18 protein-coding genes are annotated in these 20,706 nt (G+C 64.6%); 11 read left to right on the top strand and 7 right to left on the bottom strand.

Annotation, left to right across the window (positions count from 1 at the left end; all coding sequences use genetic code 11):
* Positions 1-53 precede the first annotated feature (53 nt).
* The 4 genes from ACFOMF_RS06330 to ACFOMF_RS06315 are packed head-to-tail and all read right to left on the bottom strand — an operon-like array spanning position 54 to position 3,425.
* Positions 54-779, bottom strand: coding sequence for an ABC transporter ATP-binding protein (locus tag ACFOMF_RS06330; RefSeq protein WP_386362445.1), 726 nt, complete (start codon positions 777-779; stop codon positions 54-56).
* On the bottom strand, positions 776-1,747 hold the full coding sequence (locus ACFOMF_RS06325) for a YVTN family beta-propeller repeat protein (protein ID WP_386362442.1): 972 nt from the start codon (positions 1,745-1,747) through the stop codon (positions 776-778). The genes ACFOMF_RS06330 and ACFOMF_RS06325 overlap by 4 nt, the downstream gene beginning before the upstream one ends.
* Complete coding sequence (locus ACFOMF_RS06320) at positions 1,744-2,235, bottom strand: tetratricopeptide repeat protein (protein ID WP_386362439.1); 492 nt, start codon at positions 2,233-2,235, stop codon at positions 1,744-1,746. Before ACFOMF_RS06320 ends, ACFOMF_RS06325 begins: the two co-directional genes overlap by 4 nt.
* Complete coding sequence (locus ACFOMF_RS06315; RefSeq protein WP_386362436.1) at positions 2,232-3,425, bottom strand: ABC transporter substrate-binding protein; 1,194 nt, start codon at positions 3,423-3,425, stop codon at positions 2,232-2,234. The genes ACFOMF_RS06320 and ACFOMF_RS06315 overlap by 4 nt, the downstream gene beginning before the upstream one ends.
* Positions 3,426-3,608: 183 nt before the next feature.
* Here ACFOMF_RS06315 and ACFOMF_RS06310 point away from each other — a divergent pair, with 183 nt between their 5' ends.
* From ACFOMF_RS06310 to ACFOMF_RS06260, 11 genes are all read left to right on the top strand, one after another.
* Positions 3,609-4,046, top strand: coding sequence for a copper-binding protein (locus ACFOMF_RS06310; RefSeq protein ID WP_386362433.1), 438 nt, complete (start codon positions 3,609-3,611; stop codon positions 4,044-4,046).
* A gap of 10 nt (positions 4,047-4,056) precedes the next feature.
* Positions 4,057-5,307 (top strand): histidine kinase, encoded by a 1,251-nt coding sequence (locus ACFOMF_RS06305; RefSeq protein WP_386362430.1) that lies wholly within the window; start codon positions 4,057-4,059, stop codon positions 5,305-5,307.
* Positions 5,304-5,936 (top strand): response regulator, encoded by a 633-nt coding sequence (locus tag ACFOMF_RS06300; protein ID WP_386362427.1) that lies wholly within the window; start codon positions 5,304-5,306, stop codon positions 5,934-5,936. The genes ACFOMF_RS06305 and ACFOMF_RS06300 overlap by 4 nt, the downstream gene beginning before the upstream one ends.
* Positions 5,937-6,243: 307 nt before the next feature.
* Complete coding sequence (gene pedF, locus ACFOMF_RS06295; RefSeq protein WP_386362424.1) at positions 6,244-6,681, top strand: cytochrome c-550 PedF; 438 nt, start codon at positions 6,244-6,246, stop codon at positions 6,679-6,681.
* Between the two features lie 4 nt (positions 6,682-6,685).
* Positions 6,686-7,573 carry a substrate-binding periplasmic protein gene (locus tag ACFOMF_RS06290; protein ID WP_386362422.1) on the top strand — a complete coding sequence of 296 codons (888 nt, stop codon included), beginning with the start codon at positions 6,686-6,688 and terminating at the stop codon, positions 7,571-7,573.
* A gap of 14 nt (positions 7,574-7,587) precedes the next feature.
* The gene (locus tag ACFOMF_RS06285; protein WP_386362419.1) at positions 7,588-8,337 is read left to right on the top strand and encodes a quinoprotein dehydrogenase-associated SoxYZ-like carrier; all 750 of its coding nucleotides are present in this window, start codon (positions 7,588-7,590) and stop codon (positions 8,335-8,337) included.
* 56 nt (positions 8,338-8,393) lie between these two features.
* The gene (locus tag ACFOMF_RS06280) at positions 8,394-9,320 is read left to right on the top strand and encodes a quinoprotein relay system zinc metallohydrolase 1 (protein ID WP_386362416.1); all 927 of its coding nucleotides are present in this window, start codon (positions 8,394-8,396) and stop codon (positions 9,318-9,320) included.
* Positions 9,321-9,582: 262 nt separating this feature from the next.
* A complete protein-coding gene (locus tag ACFOMF_RS06275) occupies positions 9,583-11,361 on the top strand; it encodes a PQQ-dependent methanol/ethanol family dehydrogenase (protein WP_386362413.1) in 1,779 nt (592 codons plus the stop codon).
* A gap of 214 nt (positions 11,362-11,575) precedes the next feature.
* Positions 11,576-13,168, top strand: a complete 1,593-nt coding sequence (locus ACFOMF_RS06270; RefSeq protein WP_386362410.1) for a methyl-accepting chemotaxis protein — start codon at positions 11,576-11,578, stop codon at positions 13,166-13,168.
* Complete coding sequence (locus ACFOMF_RS06265; RefSeq protein ID WP_386362407.1) at positions 13,165-14,451, top strand: FCSD flavin-binding domain-containing protein; 1,287 nt, start codon at positions 13,165-13,167, stop codon at positions 14,449-14,451. The genes ACFOMF_RS06270 and ACFOMF_RS06265 overlap by 4 nt, the downstream gene beginning before the upstream one ends.
* Positions 14,452-14,528: 77 nt before the next feature.
* Positions 14,529-15,167, top strand: a complete 639-nt coding sequence (locus ACFOMF_RS06260) for a thiosulfate oxidation carrier protein SoxY (RefSeq protein ID WP_386362404.1) — start codon at positions 14,529-14,531, stop codon at positions 15,165-15,167.
* Here ACFOMF_RS06260 and ACFOMF_RS06255 read toward each other — a convergent pair whose 3' ends face one another.
* From ACFOMF_RS06255 to ACFOMF_RS06245, 3 genes are all read right to left on the bottom strand, one after another.
* The gene (locus tag ACFOMF_RS06255; protein ID WP_386362402.1) at positions 15,168-15,650 is read right to left on the bottom strand and encodes a DUF1641 domain-containing protein; all 483 of its coding nucleotides are present in this window, start codon (positions 15,648-15,650) and stop codon (positions 15,168-15,170) included.
* Positions 15,650-18,625 (bottom strand): formate dehydrogenase subunit alpha, encoded by a 2,976-nt coding sequence (fdhF, locus tag ACFOMF_RS06250; protein WP_386362399.1) that lies wholly within the window; start codon positions 18,623-18,625, stop codon positions 15,650-15,652. The genes ACFOMF_RS06255 and fdhF overlap by 1 nt, the downstream gene beginning before the upstream one ends.
* A gap of 174 nt (positions 18,626-18,799) precedes the next feature.
* Positions 18,800-20,596 carry a SulP family inorganic anion transporter gene (locus ACFOMF_RS06245; RefSeq protein ID WP_386362396.1) on the bottom strand — a complete coding sequence of 599 codons (1,797 nt, stop codon included), beginning with the start codon at positions 20,594-20,596 and terminating at the stop codon, positions 18,800-18,802.
* Positions 20,597-20,706 lie beyond the last annotated feature (110 nt).

The following is a 20,706-nucleotide window of genomic DNA, read 5'->3' as shown; positions in this document are numbered from 1 at the left end:
GGCGACCTCTGGCGGCTGCGCCGGGCGCTGGGTGACAACGCGCGAAGGGGCATTCATGGGCTGGGGCTCCCGGTGAGTCTGGCGAAGGTGGAGGCCAGGTCCGCATCGGCCGCACCGACTTCGCAGGCCTGGCCATGGGCGGCCAGGCGACCACGGCTGAGGATCGCCAGATCGTCTTCGGCCCGTATCTCGTCAAGCAGGTGGGTGGTCCAGAGCACTGCCATCTCGCGCTCTTCACAGAGTGTCCGGACGTGGCTATTGAGTGCGTCGCGGCTGGCGGGATCGAGCCCGACGCTGGCCTCGTCGAGCAGCAGCAGGCGTGGCTGGTGGAGCAGCGCCCGGGCAATTTCCACCCGGCGGCGGTGACCGCCGTTGAGCGCCCGGACCTTCTCCTTGCGCCGTTCGGCGAGTTGCTGGCGTTCGAGCTCCTCATCGATCCTGGCGTTGGCCAGCCGGCGCGCCATGCCATGAAGAGCCGCGTGGTAGCGCAGGTTCTGCTCGACGCTCAGATCCAGGTCCAGGGTACTCTGCTGGAACACCACGCCCAGTTGCCGGAGGGCTTGGCGTGGATCGCTGCGCAGGGACCTGCCGAACACCCGGATCTCGCCCTGGTGCAGGTCGTAGAGCCGGGTCAGCAGGGCGATGAGGGTCGACTTGCCGGCCCCGTTGGGGCCGAGCAGTGCGGTGAAGCGCCCCGGCATCACGCTGAAGCTGACCTCCTTGAGCGCTCCCCGGGCCCCGTAGCTGAAACCGACGTCGACGAGCTCCAGAGCGGTCATGGCTTGACCACGACGCCCCAGGGATAACGCCCGACCTTGATCGATCTGACTGGCTTGAGGCTCTTCACGTCGATCACCGTGACGTCACCGCTGACACCGTTGGTGGTGAGCAGCTGCGATTCGTCAGGGGTGAGTGCCATATGCCAGACCCGCCGCCCGACGAGGATGTAGTCGAGTACCTCGTAGGTTCTGGCGTCCACCACGGCGACGTGGTTGGCCGGACCCAGGGCGACGAAGGCGTAACGGCCGTCGCGGGTGAGCTTGATACCCACCGGCTGCACCTTGTCCGGGTGCACCCCCTTGATCCTGAAATTGAGCAGCTTGAGTTCCTCACGCGACGCGACGTCGATCACGTGCACCGTGCCGCCGATCTCCGCACTGGCCCAGAGCAGCTCGCCATCGTGGGTGAACTCCACGTGGCGCGGCCGCTGGTCGACCGGCGTGTTGTGCACCAGTTCGTGGGTCTCGGTGTCGATCCAGTGAAGCATGTTGCTTGTTTCGCTGGTATTGACCGCCCAGCGTCCGTCCGGACTCACCGCCATGCCTTCGGGTTCGACCCCGACGTCGATCTGCGCCAGGACCTGGTCGGTTTCCACGTCCACCACCGTGACCAGAGCGTCATCCTCGTTGGAGATGTACAGCCAGCGGTTGTTGGGGTGCAGGGCGAACTGCTCGGGGTCGGCACCCGACGGCAGTTCCTTGATGATGCGCCGGGTCTCCAGATCCATCACCTGAACGGTGTCGGAGTCGCTGGCGCAGATATAGAGGACCTTGTGGTCATGGGACAGGATCAGCCCGCGTGGTCGCATGCCCACGTCGATGGTTTCGGTCACCTCCAGCGTCTTCATGTCGATGACGCTGATGTTGTTGTCCTTTTCGTTGGTGACGAAGGCGGTGGCGGCCAGCAGCGGGGTGCTGCAGCAGAGCAGGGTGGCGGCCAGCAGACGGGCAAGCGGTTTCTTCTTCATTGGACTTCCTCATTGGAACCGGGGCGGTCGGCGGACAGCCGCTGGAGGTATTCCTCGGCCTCCATCTGGCCGTCGGCCAGAGCCTTTTCCAGCCAGTGGCGGGCGGCCACGGGGTCGGCCTCCACGCCACGGCCCTCGGCCAGGACCGTGCCCCAGTGATAGCGGGCGAGACTCACATAACTGGTCCCGTCCGGTTGTTCGGCACCGCGCCTGAGCATTTCGGCGGCCTTGACCGGATCCTTGGGCACACCACTGCCCGATTCGTACATCTGCGCCAGCCAGATCATCGAATAGACGTCGTTCCAGCGGGCCACGCAGTCCTCGAAGATTCGGCGCGCCGCGCTGAAGTTGCCGGTCTTGGCAGTGACGTAGCCGTACATGCATTTCATTCGCCGCGGACTGTCGATGTAGGCTTCGTAGCCCAGGTCGCTGGCGGTGGTGCTACCGGCGAGCAGCAGGACCAGCCAAGGCAGGCGTCGCGGGCTCATGAGCGTTTCTCGCTCAGACGGCACTCGCTTTCAGGTTCGTCGAAACCCAGGGTGTCGAGTTCGCTGAAGGGGTGAAGGAAGCCATCCAGTGGCGCGGTGGTCACCAGCGCACGGGGATGCACCACCGGTATCGGTTGGCGCAACTGGCCATTCCAGGGCCGATAGCTGAGCTTGCGTCCCTTGAAGCCGTCGATGGGCAAGTCGGCTGACAAGGCCAGCGCGCGCAACTGGACCGGGTCGACCTCCTTGAGCCGGGTCACGCCGGTGGCGATGCTGCGCACGCCTATCCAGGCGGCGAAGTCGCGGTCGTTCATCCAGCGCCCGGCATGGAACTCGAAACGCTTTTGCAATTGCGCGGCACCATAGGTCTCCACGCTGCGGTGCCAGCCGGTGGGCGTCAGCCCCTGGGTGCCGGCTACGGGGCGGGGGAACCAGGTCTGGTAGGGCACGTACTCGCCAAAGTCGCCCCGCTCGTCGGCCACCAGGACCACGTCGTATTCACTGGTCTGGGTGAACAGCGGCATCTCGGTCTGGGCGCTGCGGCGCTGGTCGTTGTCGAATGTCCAGGGTTTTTCGGCCACGATGCGCACCCCGAATCGTTTTGCCGAGCGGCGCAGGGCGTCGGCATAGGCCTTGTCGTCGTCGGTCTGGCCGACGATCAGCAGGGCGCGATTCCAGCGCCGCAGGGCGAGGAACTGCACCAGGGCATCGGTCAGCATCGCGCGGCTCGGCAGGCTGTGCAGGACGTTACCCAGGCATTGGTCGACGCGCAGTTCATCGGCAGCGCTGCCGGCATTGATCAGCAGGCTGTCCGGCAGGGCTGCCGAGAGTTCGCGCAAACTCTCGCTGGGTGCGTTGACCACGAACAGGCGAATGCCCCCGGCATGTTGCTGTCGGGCTGCCTCCAGCAGCGCATCCAGGTCATCGGCGTCGGCAGCCGCGAGCTCGTAGCGCTGCTTGAGGAAACGGCCGGAACTGTTGCTGTCGGCAATCCCCAGTTCGGCTCCACGCAGGCCGGCATCGGCAGGTTCGGGAATGACATTGGAAAGCAAAGGGCCGGGATCCGGGATCCAGGCGAGGTAACCGATGCGGATCTCCATCTCCTCCGAGGCCGCCGCCTGCTGGATGGCGGCGAACGGTGCGGCGCAGGCAAGGGCGCAGGCCAGGGCGTAGCGGGTGAGCTGGCGCATGGGGGCTCCTGTACGGTCGGCAGGTGCCGCCGTGCAATTGTTCTAGTGCGGTCAGCTTAGGAAGAGTGGCGGCAGCGGGAAATATGCAGAAAGTACCAACCTGGCGGTACCAAGGTAGTAGATGGCGATCTTGCGCCGGGCCCTAGGATGATGGCCGCCGCCCGATAACAAGAGAGTGTCGCCATGCGTACCGCCAAGGCCCTTATCCTCCCGGTGCTGTTGATCATCAGCATGCTCGGCTTCGACAAGGTATCCGCAGCGGGCGACCTGACTCGTCGGCCCGTAGCGCTGCCCGATCTGATCCTCGGCCACGAGGAGATGGACTACGCCATGTCCCGGAGCGAGTACCAGCTGGAGACCGGCAAGGCCTATCGACTGAAGATCATTTCGAGCGGGCTCAAGGAGTACGCCTTCCAGGCGCCGGAATTCGCGCTGTCGATCTTTCTGCGCAAGATCGAAGCCGGTGGCGTCGAGATCAAGGCCGTGACCTTGACCGAGCTGGAGTTCGAGGACGCTGGCGAAGCGGAAATCTTCTTCGTGCCGATCCGCCCCGGTCGCTTTCCCTTCTATGCCAAGGGGCTCGAGAACAAGGGCATGATCGGCCGTTTCGTGGTCAAGTAAGGCTTGCCGCGTGAGTGTCGTCGGGCGTGCCAATCTGTTGGTAAGCCTGTTCTTCGGGCTGGTCGCGCTCGTCTGCATGGCGGTTCTGCTTCGTCAGGCCGGGCATGACGTGCAGCGCGAGCTGCTGGCGGCGCAGACCGTGGTCGATTACCTCGCAGAGTCGGTCGCCCGTGATGGCGGGCGCTTCCCGCCTGAGCTCGATGCGGGTCTGCGGCATGTCGATGTCGTGCGGATCGAGCCTGGCACGGCCGTTCCGCTCGATCCCCGGCGTTCCTGGCTGTCCGAATGGCTTTACCCGGACCCGTTTCCCGCCCGCCTGGTGCACCTGTCCGACGGTGGGCAGCTGCGCCTGTCCGTGGACCCCTCCGATGAAGTCGAGGAGGTGGCGGAGTCGCTCTGGCAGCTTCTTGCCCTGTTAAGCGGGGCGCTGATGGTCTGCCTGGTGGCCATCCGCTGGGCGATCGGCCGCGCCATGCAGATGCTCGAGCGCCTGTTGTCCGGTCTGCAGAGCATCTCTCGCGGGCGTCTGGCAACACGTCTGGATACCCATCGGCTGCCCGAGGCGCAGCAGGTCGTGGCTCAGTTCAATGGCATGGCCAGTGCCCTGCAGTCGGCCGAGGCGGAGAACGCGCTGCTGACGCGTCGTCTGATCGAACTGCAGGAGCGCGAGCGCACCCGTCTGGCCCAGGTTCTTCATGACGACCTCGGCCAGTACCTGGCCGCGATCCGCGCCCAGGCGTGTCTGCTTTCCGTGCAGGCCGACAACGCCGAGGCGGTGCGCCGGACCGCTGCCATTCTGGAGGCGCACAGCCTGCATCTGCAGGATGGATTCCGCACCCTGGTACGCGACCTCTATCCGGTGATGCTCGAGCACCTCGAGCTGGATCAGGCCGTTCGGCAACTGGCGGGCCAGTGGCAGAGCGCCCAGGGCATCGAGTGCCGATTACGCCTCGATCCACAGCTGCCGACCCTGGACATCGACCGCAAGGTACATCTGTACCGGCTGTTGCAGGAGGCGCTGACCAACATCGCGCGACATTCCCGTGCCAGCCGGGTGCAACTGCAGTTGCGGCGGCACGGGCGTGGCCTGCGCCTGTTGCTGAAGGACAATGGCCATGGCCAGCCTCCCGGGCGACCCGGCATCGGCCTGCGCTCCATGGCCGAGCGTGCCAGTTGCCTGGGCGGCGAGCTCAGGTTCCGTCAACGTCCGGGTAGTGGCTGGTCGCTGTACCTCTCGCTGCCCTCGCTGGAGTCGTCATGAAAATCCTCTTGGTGGATGACCATGCCGTGGTCAGGCAGGGCTACGCCAGCCTCCTGGCTGCGCTGATTCCGGGTCTGCAGCTGAGTGAGGCCGAAAGTGGGGAAGAGGCGCTGGCCCAGGTCGAGCAGCAGATCCCCAGCCTCGTCATCCTGGATATCGGCCTGCCCGGCATCAGCGGCCTGGAAACCTGCCGGCGATTACGCCAGCGGCTGCCCCTGCTGCCCGTGCTGATGTTCAGCATGCATGACGAGCTGCCGCTGGTCAGGCAGGCGCTGGATGCCGGCGCCACCGGTTATCTGACCAAGCGCTGTTCGCCGGATGTACTGGTGGAGGCGGTGCGCAGGATGGCGGCGGGCTATCCGTACATCGAAGGTGCGCTGGCCTCCGAACTGGCGCAGCAGGGAGTCGCGCCCAAGGCGGGGCTCGAAGAGATGACGCCCCGGGAGCTGGAGATCTTCATGATGCTGGCGCGGGGTTTGCCGCCGCGGCAGATCGCCGAGCGGCTTTCGATCAGCAGCAAGACGGTGTCCAACCATCTGGCCTTGCTGAAAAGCAAGCTCAATGTCAGCTCCCAGGCCGAGATGGTGCACAGGGCCATCGAGGCGGGGATGCTCAGGGTGCCGGCATGACAGTTATGGGTTCGGCTTGATCTCGTCCGGGACCGGGCGTCCTGAAGTCCTCGAGCGTCGCGCGGTCGGTCTGCTGACCGCCCTGTATCACGCTGAACGTGCCATCGGTCTCAAGGCACTACCACCTCCAGCTCACCCATGGCCATTACGCCCGAAGGGCGTGCAGGCGGGCGCCCGTGGCTCTACTACCAAGGGAGGACCATGCGGCCACCAAAGCAGCATTCTGGCGCGGGGGGCGGATTTCTAAGATATCCCCACGGCGCAGGCGCTGGCCTCGCATGAGAATCCGTAAGAAGGTGGTCCCCACATGAATAAGCATAATATCTGGCGTGCCCTGCTTGCTGCTGGTGTATTGAGTATCTCCTCGCTGGCCGTTGGTCATGGCGATGTGACCCCTCAGGCCGTGGATACCCAGGGCCTGGATAGCCTCGGAGAAGCGTGGCTCGACGAAAATCCCTACCGCGAGCCCTACGAAAAACACGACCTGGCTGTGCGCGTCGGCTCCTCTGCCTACGCCCAGAACTGCGCCCGCTGCCATGGCCTGGATGCCATTTCCGGCGGTATCGCCCCTGACCTGCGCCACCTCGAGCCGGGCCTGGATGGTGACGACTGGTACAAGGAGCGGGTAATCAACGGCGCAGTGCGCAACGGTGCGGTGTACATGCCGAAGATGGCCGAGCACATGAGCCAGGAAGCCCTTTGGGCGGTGCGGACCTTTCTGGAAACCAAATACATAGAGGAGTGAGTCGATGACCCGCCGCCTGCTGTGCTGGCTGTTGTGCCTGCCGTTGTTGATCGGTCAGGCGCTGGCTCAGACCCGAGAGTTCGATGACATCATCGACTCGGGCTTTCTCAAGGTGGCGGTTTACAACGACTTCGCACCCTACAGTTATCGCGAGGACGGCGAGCCTCGCGGCATCGACGTGGTCCTGGCGCGAACCCTCACCGAAAAGCTCGGGGTCTCCCTCGAGTTGATCTGGATGATGCCGGGCGAAAAGCTCGATGACGACCTGCGTAACTACATCTGGCTCGGCCATTACCTGCGCAAGCAGGAGATCGCCGACCTGATGTTGCGGGTGCCCTACGACCGCGCGTTTTCCTACAAGCGCAATGAGCTGGGCGAAGTGGTCAATGAGCTGGTGGTGATGTTCGGTCCTTACCAGCGCGAGCGCTGGCTGGTGGCCCACGATACGCGCCGCCTCGAAGAGGTGCCGAGCGTTGCGGTGTTCGGATACCACCCCATCGGCGTGGAAATCGACAGCGTCCCGTCTTTCTACATGACTTCGGTCTTTGGCGGGCGCATGAGCGCCAATACCCATCACTTCCACAACCCTGGCCAGGCGTTCGCCGCCATGCAGAAGGGCGAAGTGGATGCGGTGATGGCCATGCGCGGAGAGGTGGAGCACCTGCTGCACAAGACGGGTGATCCGCAGCTCAAGCCCGGGGTCAATGCCTACCCGGAGATGGGTCGGCAGTATTGGGATATCGGCATGGCCGTGCATGAGGCCAATCGCCAGCTAGCCTATGCGGTGGATGACGTGATCGAGGATCTGATCCGTTCCGGTGAGATGGAGCGAATCTACCAGGCCGAAGGGCTGACCTACGAGTTGCCCGGGCTTTATCAGGAAGTCCAATGACGACCGGAGGCCCCATGAGGCGTTCGCTGCTGGCGCTGCTGTGGTCGACGCTGATACCTGTGCTGGCCCAGGCCAGCGAGTCCGATCCGCTCAATTCGGTGATGTGGGACTATCACCGCGAGCGCATGCTGGGCGGCGCTCCGGTGCGCTTCGACGAGCGGGTGCGGGTGATCGCGCCGCCATTCGCCGAAGACTCCCGCCAGGTGCCAATCCAAGTCGACGCCCGCGCCCTCGGGGCTCCGGTGTCACGCATTCTGGTCTGGGCCGACCTCAACCCCATCCCCCGAGTCATCGATTTCCATCCCCGCTCCGAGCGGGTCCAGCCGTTCCTTGCGGTGCGCATCCGGGTCGAGCAGGCCACGCCGGTACGCGCAGCGGTGCTCACCGAGGAGGGTATCTGGCACGTTGGATCGACCCGTGTCGACGCGGCGGGCGGTGGCTGCACCGCGCCCAGCGTGGTGCGGGCGCAGGATGGCTGGGAAGACCGTCTGGGTCAGGTGCTGGGCGGACGTTTTCCGCGCGGGGAGTTCAGCCGGCTTCGGCTGGAGCTTTCGCATCCGATGGATAACGGCCTGGTCGACGGTATCCCTGAGTTTTTCGTCGAGCAGGCCGAGCTGCGCGATGCCGAGGGTACGCCGCTGGCGCACATGGAGCTGTACTCGGCGATCAGTGAAAACCCCAATCTGAGTTTCGAAATCCTTGGGCGCGCGGCGCGTCTCTGGCTGCGTGACAACAACGGAAACGAGTTCGACGCGGCATTCTGAAGCACGCCGGGCGCCTGGCTGAACTGCTCATCTCCCAGCAGCCGTAAGGAGAGGTTATGCGACTGCTCTTGATCCTGGGATGCCTGGCCTCTCCAGCCATGGCCATGGAATACCGCATGGAGCCCCGGGAGATCGCGCCGGGTACCTGGCTGCTCGAGGGCAGCACGGATAATTTCGATCACCGCAACGGCGGCAATATCGTCAACACCGCCTTCGTGGTGACCGAGGCTGGCGTAGTGGTGATCGATACCGGCCCGTCGCGGCGCTACGGCGAGGCGATGCGCCAGGCCATCGGCAAGGTCACCGATCAGCCCGTCGCCCGGGTCCTGCTGACCCACCATCATCCCGACCATGTGCTGGGCAATCAGGCGTTCGCCGACATCCCCATCGCCGCGCTCGCCGAAACCAACGGGTTGCTCGCCGAGCAGGGCGATGCGATGGCCGAGAATATGTACCGGATTGTCGGTGACTGGATGCGCGGCACCGAGGTGGTGCTGGCCAACGAGACGCTCGAGCCCGGCATCTGGGCGTTTGGCGGCCATCGCTTCCGGCTTCTGGCGCTGCGTGGCCACACCGGCGCTGACCTGGTGATCCTCGACGAAACCACCGGCGTGCTCTTTGCTGGTGACCTGCTGTTCTACAGGCGTGCGCTGACGACTCCCAACAGTCCGGGCCTGGATATCTGGCTCGACGAGATCGACCTGCTACAGGCGCTGCCCTGGACATTGCTGGTGCCTGGGCACGGACCGGTGGCCAGCGATGCGGCCCCTTTTGCGGAGATGCGCGACTATCTGGGCTGGCTGGACGATCTGCTGCGTACCTCCGCCGAGCAGGGGCTGCTGATGACCGAGGTGATGCATGCGCCGATCCCCGAGCGGTTCGCCGAGGTCAACCTCAGCCGCTACGAGCTCATACGCACCGTGAGTCACCTGTTTCCGGGCTACGAGGCTGCGCAGTATCAGCGGATCGATCCGGGCGATTGAGAGGCGCCGCCAGGGCGGCGCCTCTTCAGCCTGTACAGCAGCCAATGCACTGCGAGCTGACGGAATGCTGGAGTAGCCAGGCGAGGCCAGGCTTGCGGGCGGGGAGAAAGGGCGCTGAGACCCGGCTGGCGGAGTACTGGTACGAAGGTTGTAGAAAATTCCGCAGAGCGGTCAATTGCGACGAATGGGGATGGGGCCAAGAATTTCCCGCAGACCGGGAAGGCTTCCCGGCCATAACAATGAACCCGCAGAGGTAGCCGCAATGAAGCATACCGGTCTTCGCAAGCCCCTTGCCCTGACTGCACTGTCTGCCGCGATGGCCCTGTCCAGCCTGCCGGCCTGGGCAGTGACGGATCAGGACATCATGAACGACACCAAGACCCAGGGTGAGATCGTCACCAACGGCCTTGGGGTTCAGGGGCAGCGTTACAGCACGCTCGACACTCTGAACGCTTCCAACGTCCAGCAGCTGCGACCGGTCTGGGCCTTCTCGTTCGGGGGCGAGAAGCAGCGTGGTCAGCAGGCCCAGCCGCTGATCAAGGATGGCGTCATGTACCTCACGGGTTCCTATTCCCGTGTGTTCGCCGTCGATGCACGCACCGGCACCAAACTCTGGCAATACGATGCACGTCTGCCCGACGGCATCATGCCCTGCTGCGACGTGATCAACCGAGGCGTCGCGCTGTATGACGACCTGGTCATCTTCGGCACCCTCGACGCCAAGCTGGTCGCGCTGAACAAGGACACCGGGCGTGTCGTCTGGCGCAAGACCGTGGCCGACTACAAGGCTGGCTATTCGATCTCCGCCGCCCCGATGATCGTCAAGGGCAAGCTCATCACCGGTGTTGCCGGTGGCGAATTCGGTGTGGTCGGCAAGGTGGACGCCTACGACCCGAAGACCGGCGAACTGCTGTGGACCCGTCCGACCGTCGAAGGTCACATGGGCTACGTGATGAAGGATGGCAAGCAGGTCGAGAACGGCATCTCCGGTGGCAAGCCGGGCCAGACCTGGCCGGGCGACCTGTGGAAGACCGGCGGCGCCGCGCCCTGGCTGGGCGGCTACTATGATCCTGAAACCGACTCTATCCTCATCGGCACCGGTAACCCGGCGCCTTGGAACTCGCACCTGCGTCCTGGCGACAACCTGTTCTCCGCCTCGCGCCTGGCGCTGAATCCGGATGACGGCTCGATCAAGTGGCACTTCCAGACCACCCCCCACGACGGCTGGGATTATGACGGCGTCAACGAGCTGATCTCCTTCGACCTGGTCGAAGGCGGCAAGACCATCAAGGCGGCGGCCACCGCCGACCGTAACGGCTTCTTCTACGTCCTCGATCGCACCAACGGCAAGTTCATTCGTGGCTTCCCCTTCGTCGACAAGATCACTTGGGCCAAGGGGCTCGACGACAACGGACGGCCGATCTACGACGACGCCAACCGCCCTGGCGTACCTTCCGAGAGCGAGCAGGGCAATTCGGTATTCGTCGCGCCGTCGTTCCTTGGTGGCAAGAACTGGATGCCCATGGCCTACAGCCAGGACACCGGTCTGTTCTACGTGCCGTCCAACGAGTGGGGCATGGACATGTGGAACGAGAGCGTGTCCTACAAGAAGGGCGCGGCCTACCTGGGCGCGGGCTTTACCATCAAGCCGCTGAACGAAGAATATATCGGCGTCCTGCGCGCCATCGATCCGAAGACCGGCAAGCAGGTCTGGACCTACAAGAACTACGCACCGCTGTGGGGGGGCGTGCTGGCCACCAAGGGTAACCTGGTATTCACCGGCAACCCGGAAGGCTACCTGATGGCCTTCGACGCCAAGACTGGCGAGAAGCTCTACGAATTCCAGACGGGCTCGGGCGTCATCGGCTCCCCGGTCACCTGGGAAATGGACGGCGAGCAGTACGTGTCAGTCGTCTCCGGTTGGGGTGGCGCGGTTCCGCTGTGGGGCGGCGAAGTCGCCAAGCGCGTGAAGGATCTCAATCAGGGCGGTATGCTCTGGACCTTCAAGCTGCCAAAGGAGCAGGTGGTCGCCAAGCGCTGATCATCGGCGTCGGGAGGATCGGGCGTTCAGCGCCCCGTCCTCCGGGGACAACCCAAGAGGGCCGGTGCTACCGGCCCTCTTTGTTTCTCAACCCCTACCAAAGCGCCATATCGCAACCATGCAGATGCGGTAAACCTAGGGCGCTAGCTGCCGATAACCGCTTGAACACAATAAAAACACTTGGCCGCCTGGCCGGGCCTGCGAGGTTTCAGATATGAATTCGGGACAGATCCCAAGGTTTCTGATCGGCTTGCTGCAGGGCATTTCGATCCTGCTGCTGGCCTGGGCAATCGCCCAAGGGCTGCTAGGCCTCGGCCTGGCCTTGCCCTTGATGCTGGTGATGGCCTGGTTGCCGCTGCTCTGGCGTCCCCGCCGGGTAGAGCCGGCTGCAGGGGCCGAGCGCAGCGACGATGCGATGGTCGAACTCAGCCGCGCCTTGTCCCAGACCACCACCCATAACGCGCTGTCCGCTGCGGAAGTCGCGTTCTCGGTCAGGCGACTGGGTGAGCGACTCGACTCGCAGCTCGAAGGCGCCGATCGCATCGTCGTCAGCGCCCAGGCGATGATCGCCACCGAGGAGCATACCGCACAGCTCAGTCAACAGGCGGTCCATGCCGCCAACGAGGCACGCCAGAGCAGCGACAGCGGCTTGCAGGTGGTCCGGCAGACCATGGGCAACATGCACCATCTGAGCAGCCGGGCGAACGCCAGCCGGGAGCTCATCGAGGCCCTGAGCCAGCGCAGCGAAGACATCCAGCGCGTCACCCAGGTTATCCAGGGCATCGCCAGCCAGACCAACCTGCTGGCCCTCAACGCGGCTATCGAGGCCGCCCGGGCTGGTGAGTATGGCCGGGGTTTCGCGGTTGTCGCCGACGAGGTGAGAGGGCTCGCCGCGCGCACCTCCGCGGCCACGGAAGAGGTCGGGCAGATGGTCACCGATATCCAGCAGCAGACCACCGCGGTAGCCGAGCAGATCCGGCAACTGGCGACCGATCTGGACGTCAGCGTCGGTGCCGTCGAGCTTGCCGGCAATGGCCTCGAGCGTATCGCTACCCTGGCCCAGGGGGTGGAGGCCCAGATTGGCGAAATTGCGCAGGGCTCCACCAACAACCGCGAGCAACTAGGCAGCCTGTTCGCCGCAGTGGCACAGATGCGCAGTGATCTGGCCGAAAGCGACGCGCACACCGCGCGGCTTCAGGAAGCCGCCACGCGACTCGAGACCCAGGCCGAGACGATCAGCGAGCGGCTGTCCGAGGTGGCGCTCGATGATTATCACCAGCGCGTCTATGACCTGGCGCGCCGCGGCGCTCAAGCCATTGGCGAGCGGTTCTCCCAGGATATCGAGGCCGGGCGCATCGCCGCCGACGCCTTGTTCGATCGCCAGTACGAGCCGATTCCGGGCACCTCGCCGACCAAGTACCGAACGCGCTTTGACCGCTACGCCGACGAGGTCCTGCCGCCCATCCAGGAGCCGCTGCTGTCGAGCCACGAGGGCATGGTATTCGCCATTGCCTGTACGCCCGAGGGTTATGTACCGACTCATAACCGTGCCTTCAATGCCGCACCCACCGGTGACCCGGAACACGACCGGGTACACAGTCGCGGCAAGCGGCTGTTCAATGATCGCACCGGCAAGCGCTGCGGCAGCCACCAGAAACCGGTGCTGCTGCAGACCTACACCCGAGACACCGGCGAGCAGATGCATGACCTTTCCGTGCCCATCGTGGTGAATGGCCGTCACTGGGGCGGCCTGCGCCTTGGCTACAGCCCGGAGCACATGGCCAAGGCGGGTGGCAGCGAACGGTGAGCTGCAGAGGCCTGACCCGGCGCCAACTGGTGGCGGGGCTGGGCTTGCTGCCCTGTCTCGCGCTGGCGGGCCGGCGGCTGGCCAGGGGCGAAGCGCGGGTACTGGTGATCGGGGGCGGTTTTGCCGGCGCGGCGGCGGCGCGGTTGCTCAAACAGGTGGATCCAGGGCTGCACGTCAGCCTGATCGAGCCACGCGCGCTGATACACACCTGCCCGCGTAGCAACCATGTCATCACCGGGCTTGCGCAGTTGGACGAGATTGCCTGGGGCTTCGACGAGTTGCGCGAGATGGGCGTCTCCCACATCCGTCAGGCCGCCCTGGACGTCGACACGCCGGGCAGGCGCGTCCAGCTGGAGGACGGCCACTGGCTCGCCTACGACTGGTTGATCCTCGCGCCAGGTATCGATTTTCGCTTCGATGCCATCGACGGCTACGATGCCGCCACCGCTGAGCGGGTTCCCCATGCCTGGAAGGCGGGTCCGCAAAGTCTCCTTTTGCGTCAGCAGTTGAAGGCCATGGCCCCCGGCGGCACCCTGATTCTCAGCGTGCCTGACAACCCCTACCGCTGCCCGCCCGGTCCCTATGAGCGGGCCAGCCTGATCGCCCACTACCTCAGCAGGCACAACCCTCGCGCCAAACTGTTGATCCTCGATGCCAAGGCCAGCTTTTCCAAGCAGGCCTTGTTCCGTCAGGGCTGGGAGCGACTGTACCCGGGAATGATCGAGTGGCTCGGCCATGCCGACGACGGCAGGGTGGTGCGGCTCGATGCGGTGCGAGGCGAGCTGGAGTGCGAGTTCGGCAGTCGTCACCGCGGCGAGGTGATCAATCTGATTCCCCCGCAGCGTGCCGGCGACATTGCCCGGCGAGCTGGCCTGACCGATGCCAGTGGCTGGGTGCCGGTGGAGGCGGACGGCTTTCGCGCGTGCCTCGCCTCGCGGGTGATGGTCATCGGCGATGCCTGCCTCGCCGCGCCCATGCCCAAGTCCGCCCATAGCGCCCATTCCCAGGCGCGCCGGGCAGTGTCCGCGCTGCTCGCCGAGCTTGGCAGCGATGCCCTGGGCACAACCCCACTGGACAATGTCTGCTACAGCCAGCTGTCGCCGGACAGCGCCATTTCCATCGCCGCTCGCTACGAGTCGGTCGCCGGGCAGCTGCAGGAGCAGACCGGCAGCCTGCGATTGAGCTCGCTGGCCGCTCCGGAAGCCGAGCGTGAACGCGAAGCGGCGCAAGCGCTGGCCTGGTACCAGGCCCTTGGCCGGGCGACCTGGGGTAACCCGGCGTGAAGGCCTTGCTGGCGGCCCTGTTGCTGCTCTGTTGCAGCGGCGCGTGGGCAGCTTTGATTGAGCAGGAACGCGATGCCTTGTTGAGAGAAGGCCGGCTGCAGGCTAGCGGCCTTAATCTGGAAGCGCCCGAGTGGGTAGAGGACGGCGCCTTTGTGCCCGTCACGGTCCGGCTGGAAGGTGCTCGGGCGCCGCTTCGCCTGGCTCTGCTGCGAAACGGGGAGGATGACCCGAGAGTCGCCCGGGTAGGCCTGCTCGAATGGCGGGAGCCGCTGGAGTTTTCCACCCGGGTGCGTCTGTCCGGCAGCCAGGACATCGAGGTCGTGGCCCGCGATGCCGATGGCCGAGTCTGGCAGGTATCGCGCCCGGTGCGCGTCGCCGGCAGTAGCTGCCTTGCCGCGCCGAGCGGTTATCCCCTCGCCGAGCTGGGCCTTACTCGTGCCTGGCTTCGCTCGCGGGAGGCGGGATTGGAGCTGGTCAGCCTGCTGCGTCATCCAATGGAAAGTGGCCGGCGGCTGGATGCCGCAGGTCAGCCCCTGCCGAAGCGGCTGCTGCAGCGCCTCACCCTCATCCGCGACGGTGAAACGCTGCTGGAGGTCGAGCCCTTCGAGGGACTGTCGGCCAATCCCTACTGGCGAGTGCTGCTGGCGCCCGGATCGGCGGAGCTGGAAATGCGTTGGAGCGACGCCGACGGGAGTCTCTACCTGCATCGGCTGTAGCTATTGTTGGCCGGGCTTGCCGGTGAACGACGTGATCGGCTTGTCGACTTCCCGCTCCAGTCCGGCGGCGAACACCTTGATCGCCTCGAGCAGCGGCATCACACCCTGCCAAAGTTGATCGTCCTGGAGCATCTTGTAGGTGCCGCGAACCCCGGGAGCCTCGGCATCGGTTTTCGGCGCGCCATTGGCCGCCAGAGCGTTGACGCTGTCGGTGGCGGCGAAGATCACCTTGTAGAAGTCGTTCGGCTGAATCCGCGACAGCGCCATGCCGAGAATCGACAGGTTCTGGATGGCGTTCAGCGTGCCCGGTTTACCGAGGCCTGACACCAGCACCTCGGTAACCTTCGTATTGGCACTTACCAGATCGTTGGCGAAACGCAGCACGCCATGCTCATGCAGGGAGTTCAGCAGACGGTCCAACTCCTCGTGGGCGTCCGGGCCTATCTTGGCGGGTTTGGGGTCGTACTGGATGCGTTCGGCCATTAGAACCTCTCCGGATGCTGTTCGTGAGCGGGGGGCGTCTTGTAATCGTCGCGGTACCATTTGACCTCGACGGGAACACCTTCGTTGGGGGTGCGCTCGCCATGTCGGAAGTTGCCCGGCGGCAGAGGCGGTTCGCCACGCCCTTGCGGCATCAGTTCGATTCTCACCGCCGTTTCCTTATAGGCCGGCGTGTTCACCACAGGGTCGTGGTGCTCGCCGGTCAGGTGGTTGATGCCGGGCTTGCCCTGGTGGATGGGCATGAACAGGGTGGTGCCGGCGACCCGGTCGGTCACCACCGCGCGCAATTCGACCGAGCCGCGCCGGGAGGTGACCTTGACCCAACTGCCATCCTCGATGCCACGCTCGGTCGCCAGCTCGGGGCTTACCTCGACGAACCAGTTCGGCACCAGGTCGTCGATGGCCGGCGAGCGGCCGGTCTGGTTCGTGCCCTGGAAGTGTTCGAGCATGCGGCCGTTATCGAGCATCAGGTCGTACTCGCTGTCCTGGGCCTCGTCGGGTTCTTTCCATTCGAGCGGAAAGAGTACTGCTTTGCCGTCATCGGTATGAAATCCGTCGGTATAGAGCAAAGGCGTATCGGTGCCATCGGCACGCACCGGCCAGCATTGGGACTTCCAGCCTTCGAGGCGCTCGTAGTTGACCCCAGCGAAGATGTCGGCGATGCCGGCCACTTCGTCCATGATTTGCGAAGGATGAGCGTAGCCCCAGTCATGGCCCATGCGCGCGGCCAGCTCGGTAAGGATTTGCCAGTCCGGGCGGCTGTCACCCAGAGGAGGCATGGCCGGATAGAAGCGCTGGATGCGGCGCTCGGTGTTTGTGAAAGTGCCTTCCTTCTCGACGCTGGGGCAGGCCGGCAGGATCACATCGGCGAATTCGGCGGTGCGGCTGACGAAGATGTCCTGCACCACCATGAACTCGAGCTCCTCGAAGCCCTTGTGGACGTTGGTCGTGTTGGCATCGGCGAAGGCGGTTTCTTCGCCGATGATGAACATCGCGCGGATCTTGTGGGTGTCGGCGTCCTGCACCATCTGGAAGTTATCCGAGCCCACCTCCAGCGACAGCCGCTCGGGCTCCACGCCCCAGGCCTGCGCCCATTTCGCCCGGGTCTTCTCGTCGGACACCTTCTCGTAGCCGGGGTACATGTTCTTCAGGCAGCCGAAATCGCTGGCGCCCTGCACATTGTTATGACCGCGCATGGGATAACCGCCGGTGCCGGGCTTGCCGTAATTGCCGCTGACCAACAGCAGGTTCGACAGGGCCGTACTGGTGTCGGCGCCGTGGCTGTGCTGGGTGATACCCATGGCCCAGAGCAGGCAGACCGATTCGGCCTGACCGATCATTTCCGCAGCTTCGATCAGCTGTGCCTTCGGGATACGGGTGACCTCTTCGGCAAACTCCAGGGTAAAGGGCTCCAGTGACTTGCGGTATTCCTCGACCTGGTTGACCTGGCTCTCGAGAAATTCCCTGTCGGCCAGGCCGTTGTCGAGAATATAGCGGGCCAGCGCCGAGGCCCAGACCATGTCAGTGCTTGTCTTTGGGCGAATGAACAGGTCGGCGCGCTCGGCCATTTCGTTCTTGCGCGGGTCGAGCACCAGCAGTTTCTGCCCGCGCAGTTTCTTTGCCGCTTTTACCTTGGCGGCAATCACCGGATGGTTCTCGGCCAGGTTGCTGCCGACGAGTATGACCAGCTCGGCCTGCTCGATGTCGGCGATGGTGCCGGCGTCGCCACCGTAGCCGACCGTCCGGAACAGGCCCTTGGTCGCCGGGTTCTGGCAGTAGCGAGAGGAGTTATCGACGCTGTTGGTGCCAATGATCAGGCGCGCGATCTTCTGGGTGAGATAGGCTTCCTCATTGCTCGCCTTGCTCGAGCCGATGAAACCGATGGTGTCCGGCCCATGCTCATCGCGGATCTCTAGCAGGCGGCGCGCCACCAGGCTCAGGGCTTCGTCCCAGCTGGCTTCGCGGAAGCGACCCTGTTCGCGGATCAGCGGTGTCGTGAGTCGTTTCGGACTGTTGACGAAGTCCCAGGCGAACTTGCCCTTGATGCAGGTAGAGATGCCGTTGACCGGGGCCTCGACTACCGGCTGTACTTTCAGGATGTGGCGGTCGCGGGTCCACATCTCGAAGGAGCAGCCCACACCGCAATAGGTGCATACGGTCTTGGTCTTCTTGATCTCCGGCTGGCGCCAGTACATGTCCATGTTGGACACCCCGGTGATGGGCGGTGCGCCGATGGTCTTTTCCACTGTCTTGACGATGTCGATCAGGGGCCGTTTGAGCGACTGCGGCATGCTGGTGAAGGGGCCGGCATCGGGCTGCATGGTCTTTTCCATGAGTGCATTGCAGGGGCAGACAGTGACGCAATGGCCGCACTGCACGCAGCTGGAACCGTCGATCCGCTCGCCCCCGTCCCACAGTACCCGCGGATGCTCTGCGGTGAAGTCGATACTCAGCGTTTCGTTGACCTGGACGTTCTGGCAGGCCTCGACACAACGGCCGCAGAGGATGCACTGGTCCGGGTCATAGGTGTAAAAAGCGCCGGAGTGATCCTTCTCATAAGGCTTGCGGGTGAACTGATAGCGCTGTATGGGGATGTTCATATCCGCCATGGTGTTGTGCAGCGTGCAGTCCCCGGTGTTGTTCTCACAGAGCGTGCAGTAGAGCTCGTGCTTGGCCAGCATCCGGTCCATGCCTTCCTCGCGCGCCATCCGCGCACGCTGGCCGTCACTCTTGACCGTCAGGCCGTCGTGGCTCTTGAGCGTGCAGCCGCGGATCAGGTCGCCGTCGACTTCCACCCAGCAGGCGTCACAGGTCTGCAGCGGGCCGAGCGAGCGGTGGTAACAGACGTGGGGAAGATCGATGGCGTGGCTGGCGAGAAAGTCGATCAGGGGCTGGTCCGCGGGTCCCTCGAGCGGGCTACCGTCGTAGATCAGGGTGCAGGACTTGGCGTTGCTCATCAGGTCTCCTTAAACGGCGGTCCTGACTGGTCCGGTTTGCGGTTCTCTTCTTATGCCCGGAATCGACGTGCCGGGCGGGACCAGCCGCTGCTTGCGGTGGGCAAGTGGCAACAAGACTGACCCCACGTTGCGCAGGGTCGTTCGGCCATGACCGGACCGTGCGTCGCGCAATGTTCAGGAGGCCCGCTCGTTTTCCTTGGCCGCCATGCTCTGGCTGCCCTGGCCAATGCGCGGCATGGCGCTGGCGCGCTGGGTGCTTTGTGGGTCGAGGGTGACCAGCGCCTCGAACTGACTGAGGAAGATCTGCCCGCCAAAGTGATCGAGGAAATCCGAGCGCTGCAGTTGATCCATCACCGGTCCCTTGACCTCGGAAAAGTGCAGCTGGACACCAGCCGCCTGCAGGCGGCTGGTGATGGCCTCCAGGCTTTCGAGGGCGCTGGCATCGATGAGGTTCACCCCGGCGCACATGAGCACCAGGTGCTCGGCTTCAGGATGCTGGCCGACCAGTTCGGCGATGCGATCCTCGAGATAACGGGCATTTGGAAAGTACAGGCTTTCGTCAACGCGAACCGACAGCACCTTCTGGCTTTCCACCACGGCGAAACGTTCGACGTTGCGAAAGTGCTCGCTGCCCGGCAACTGGCCGACCACCGCGATATGCGGCTGGCTGGTGCGCCACAGAAACAGCAGCAGCGACAGCGCCACGCCCAGCATCACGCCGAACTCGACATCCACCAGCAGTACGCCCGCCATGGTCGCGAGCATGGCTGCGCCGTCCTGGCGGGAGTAGCGCCAGGTGCGTCGGATCGCCTTGAGGTCCAGCAGGGTGAGGATGGCGACGATGATGGTCGCCGCCAGCACCGCGTTGGGCAGGTTTTGAAACAGGGGAGTGAAGAACATCACCGTCAGCGCGATGCCCACGGCGGTCAGAGCCCCGGCCAGGGGCGTCTGTGCGCCGGCCTCGAAGCTCACCACGGTACGCGATAGTCCTCCGGTTACGGGCATGCCGCCGCTGAACGCGGCCGCCAGGTTGGCGCTGCCCAGGCCGACAAGTTCCTGGTTGGGCTTGATCCGCTGGCGCCGCTTGGCGGCGAAGGTCTGCGCCACCGATACCGATTCGACAAAGCCGATCAGGCCTATCAGCACCGCGGCGGGTAAGAGCTCCATTGCCAGTCCCGGGTCCAGTGCTGGCGGGGTCAAGGGCGGAAAACCCTGGGGTACGCTGCCGACAACCGGAACTCCCGCTGCCGCCAGGTCGAAGGTCCAGACTATGCCGGTCGACAGCAGCAGGGCGACTACCGGGCCGCAGCGCGTGGCCATGGTCGCCCGGGAATGGCTGATGCCCCGCGCAATGAGCCAGCCGGCCAGGCTCGTTCGTGTCAGATGCAGGAAGAGCAGGGTGCAGACGCCGATGATCAGCGTCGGCCAGTGGCTGTCGGGCAGGTTCTGCAGCAGGCTGGGGACCAGCTCCAGTGCATTGGCGCCGTAGGCCTGGATGCCAAGGATATGCTTGAGCTGACCGAGGGTGATGAGAATCGCCGAGGCACTCATGAAGCCGGAAATGACCGGATGGCTGAGGAAAATGGCCAGAAAGCCCAGGCGCAGCAGGGCCATGCCGAGCAGGACAACCCCGGATAACAGGGCAAGGAGCAAAGCAGCAGCCATATATTCAGCGCTGCCGGTGACAAACAGAGGCCCCAGCACACTGGCGGTCATCAGGGCGATCACCGCTGCAGGGCCCACGGCCAGGGTGCGGCTGGTGCCAAAAAGGGTGTAGGCAATCAGCGGCAGGATGCTGGCATAAAGGCCCATCACCGGTGGCAGGCCGGCTAGCATGGCATAGGCCAGACTCTGGGGAATCAGCATCAGGGTGACGATGAGCGCCGCCAGCCCGTCCTTCGCCGCCCAGTCGCGGTTGTACTGCCGTGCCCATTCCAGGCACGGCAGCAAGCGGGCCAGCCGCTGGCTCATCTAGTGCCTCTCCTCGTTGAAGTCCCAGGCCTGGGGCAGTTCGGGCCGGTAGTAGATCGCGCGCAAGCCGCGCCCTTGGAACATGCCAACGATGTTCTCGGCGACCACAG

Origin of the sequence: Stutzerimonas tarimensis (assembly GCF_042648805.1) — a bacterium.
Lineage (GTDB): Bacteria > Pseudomonadota > Gammaproteobacteria > Pseudomonadales > Pseudomonadaceae > Azomonas > Azomonas tarimensis.
The sequence above is the reverse complement of the archived record's forward strand: the minus strand, read 5'-3'. Positions and strand labels throughout refer to the sequence as shown.

Excerpts from the sequence above, each read along its gene's own strand:
- ACFOMF_RS06290 (WP_386362422.1), top strand. The coding sequence starts at position 6,686 with ATGACCCGCCGCCTGCTGTGCTGGCTGTTGTGCCTGCCGTTGTTGATC.
- ACFOMF_RS06320 (WP_386362439.1), bottom strand. The coding sequence starts at position 2,235 with ATGAGCCCGCGACGCCTGCCTTGGCTGGTCCTGCTGCTCGCCGGTAGC.
- pedF (WP_386362424.1), top strand. The coding sequence starts at position 6,244 with ATGAATAAGCATAATATCTGGCGTGCCCTGCTTGCTGCTGGTGTATTG.
- ACFOMF_RS06310 (WP_386362433.1), top strand. The coding sequence starts at position 3,609 with ATGCGTACCGCCAAGGCCCTTATCCTCCCGGTGCTGTTGATCATCAGC.
- fdhF (WP_386362399.1), bottom strand. The coding sequence starts at position 18,625 with ATGAGCAACGCCAAGTCCTGCACCCTGATCTACGACGGTAGCCCGCTC.
- ACFOMF_RS06245 (WP_386362396.1), bottom strand. The coding sequence starts at position 20,596 with ATGAGCCAGCGGCTGGCCCGCTTGCTGCCGTGCCTGGAATGGGCACGG.
- ACFOMF_RS06280 (WP_386362416.1), top strand. The coding sequence starts at position 8,394 with ATGCGACTGCTCTTGATCCTGGGATGCCTGGCCTCTCCAGCCATGGCC.
- ACFOMF_RS06330 (WP_386362445.1), bottom strand. The coding sequence starts at position 779 with ATGACCGCTCTGGAGCTCGTCGACGTCGGTTTCAGCTACGGGGCCCGG.
- ACFOMF_RS06285 (WP_386362419.1), top strand. The coding sequence starts at position 7,588 with ATGAGGCGTTCGCTGCTGGCGCTGCTGTGGTCGACGCTGATACCTGTG.
- ACFOMF_RS06325 (WP_386362442.1), bottom strand. The coding sequence starts at position 1,747 with ATGAAGAAGAAACCGCTTGCCCGTCTGCTGGCCGCCACCCTGCTCTGC.
- ACFOMF_RS06300 (WP_386362427.1), top strand. The coding sequence starts at position 5,304 with ATGAAAATCCTCTTGGTGGATGACCATGCCGTGGTCAGGCAGGGCTAC.
- ACFOMF_RS06255 (WP_386362402.1), bottom strand. The coding sequence starts at position 15,650 with ATGGCCGAACGCATCCAGTACGACCCCAAACCCGCCAAGATAGGCCCG.
- ACFOMF_RS06315 (WP_386362436.1), bottom strand. The coding sequence starts at position 3,425 with ATGCGCCAGCTCACCCGCTACGCCCTGGCCTGCGCCCTTGCCTGCGCC.
- ACFOMF_RS06275 (WP_386362413.1), top strand. The coding sequence starts at position 9,583 with ATGAAGCATACCGGTCTTCGCAAGCCCCTTGCCCTGACTGCACTGTCT.
- ACFOMF_RS06270 (WP_386362410.1), top strand. The coding sequence starts at position 11,576 with ATGAATTCGGGACAGATCCCAAGGTTTCTGATCGGCTTGCTGCAGGGC.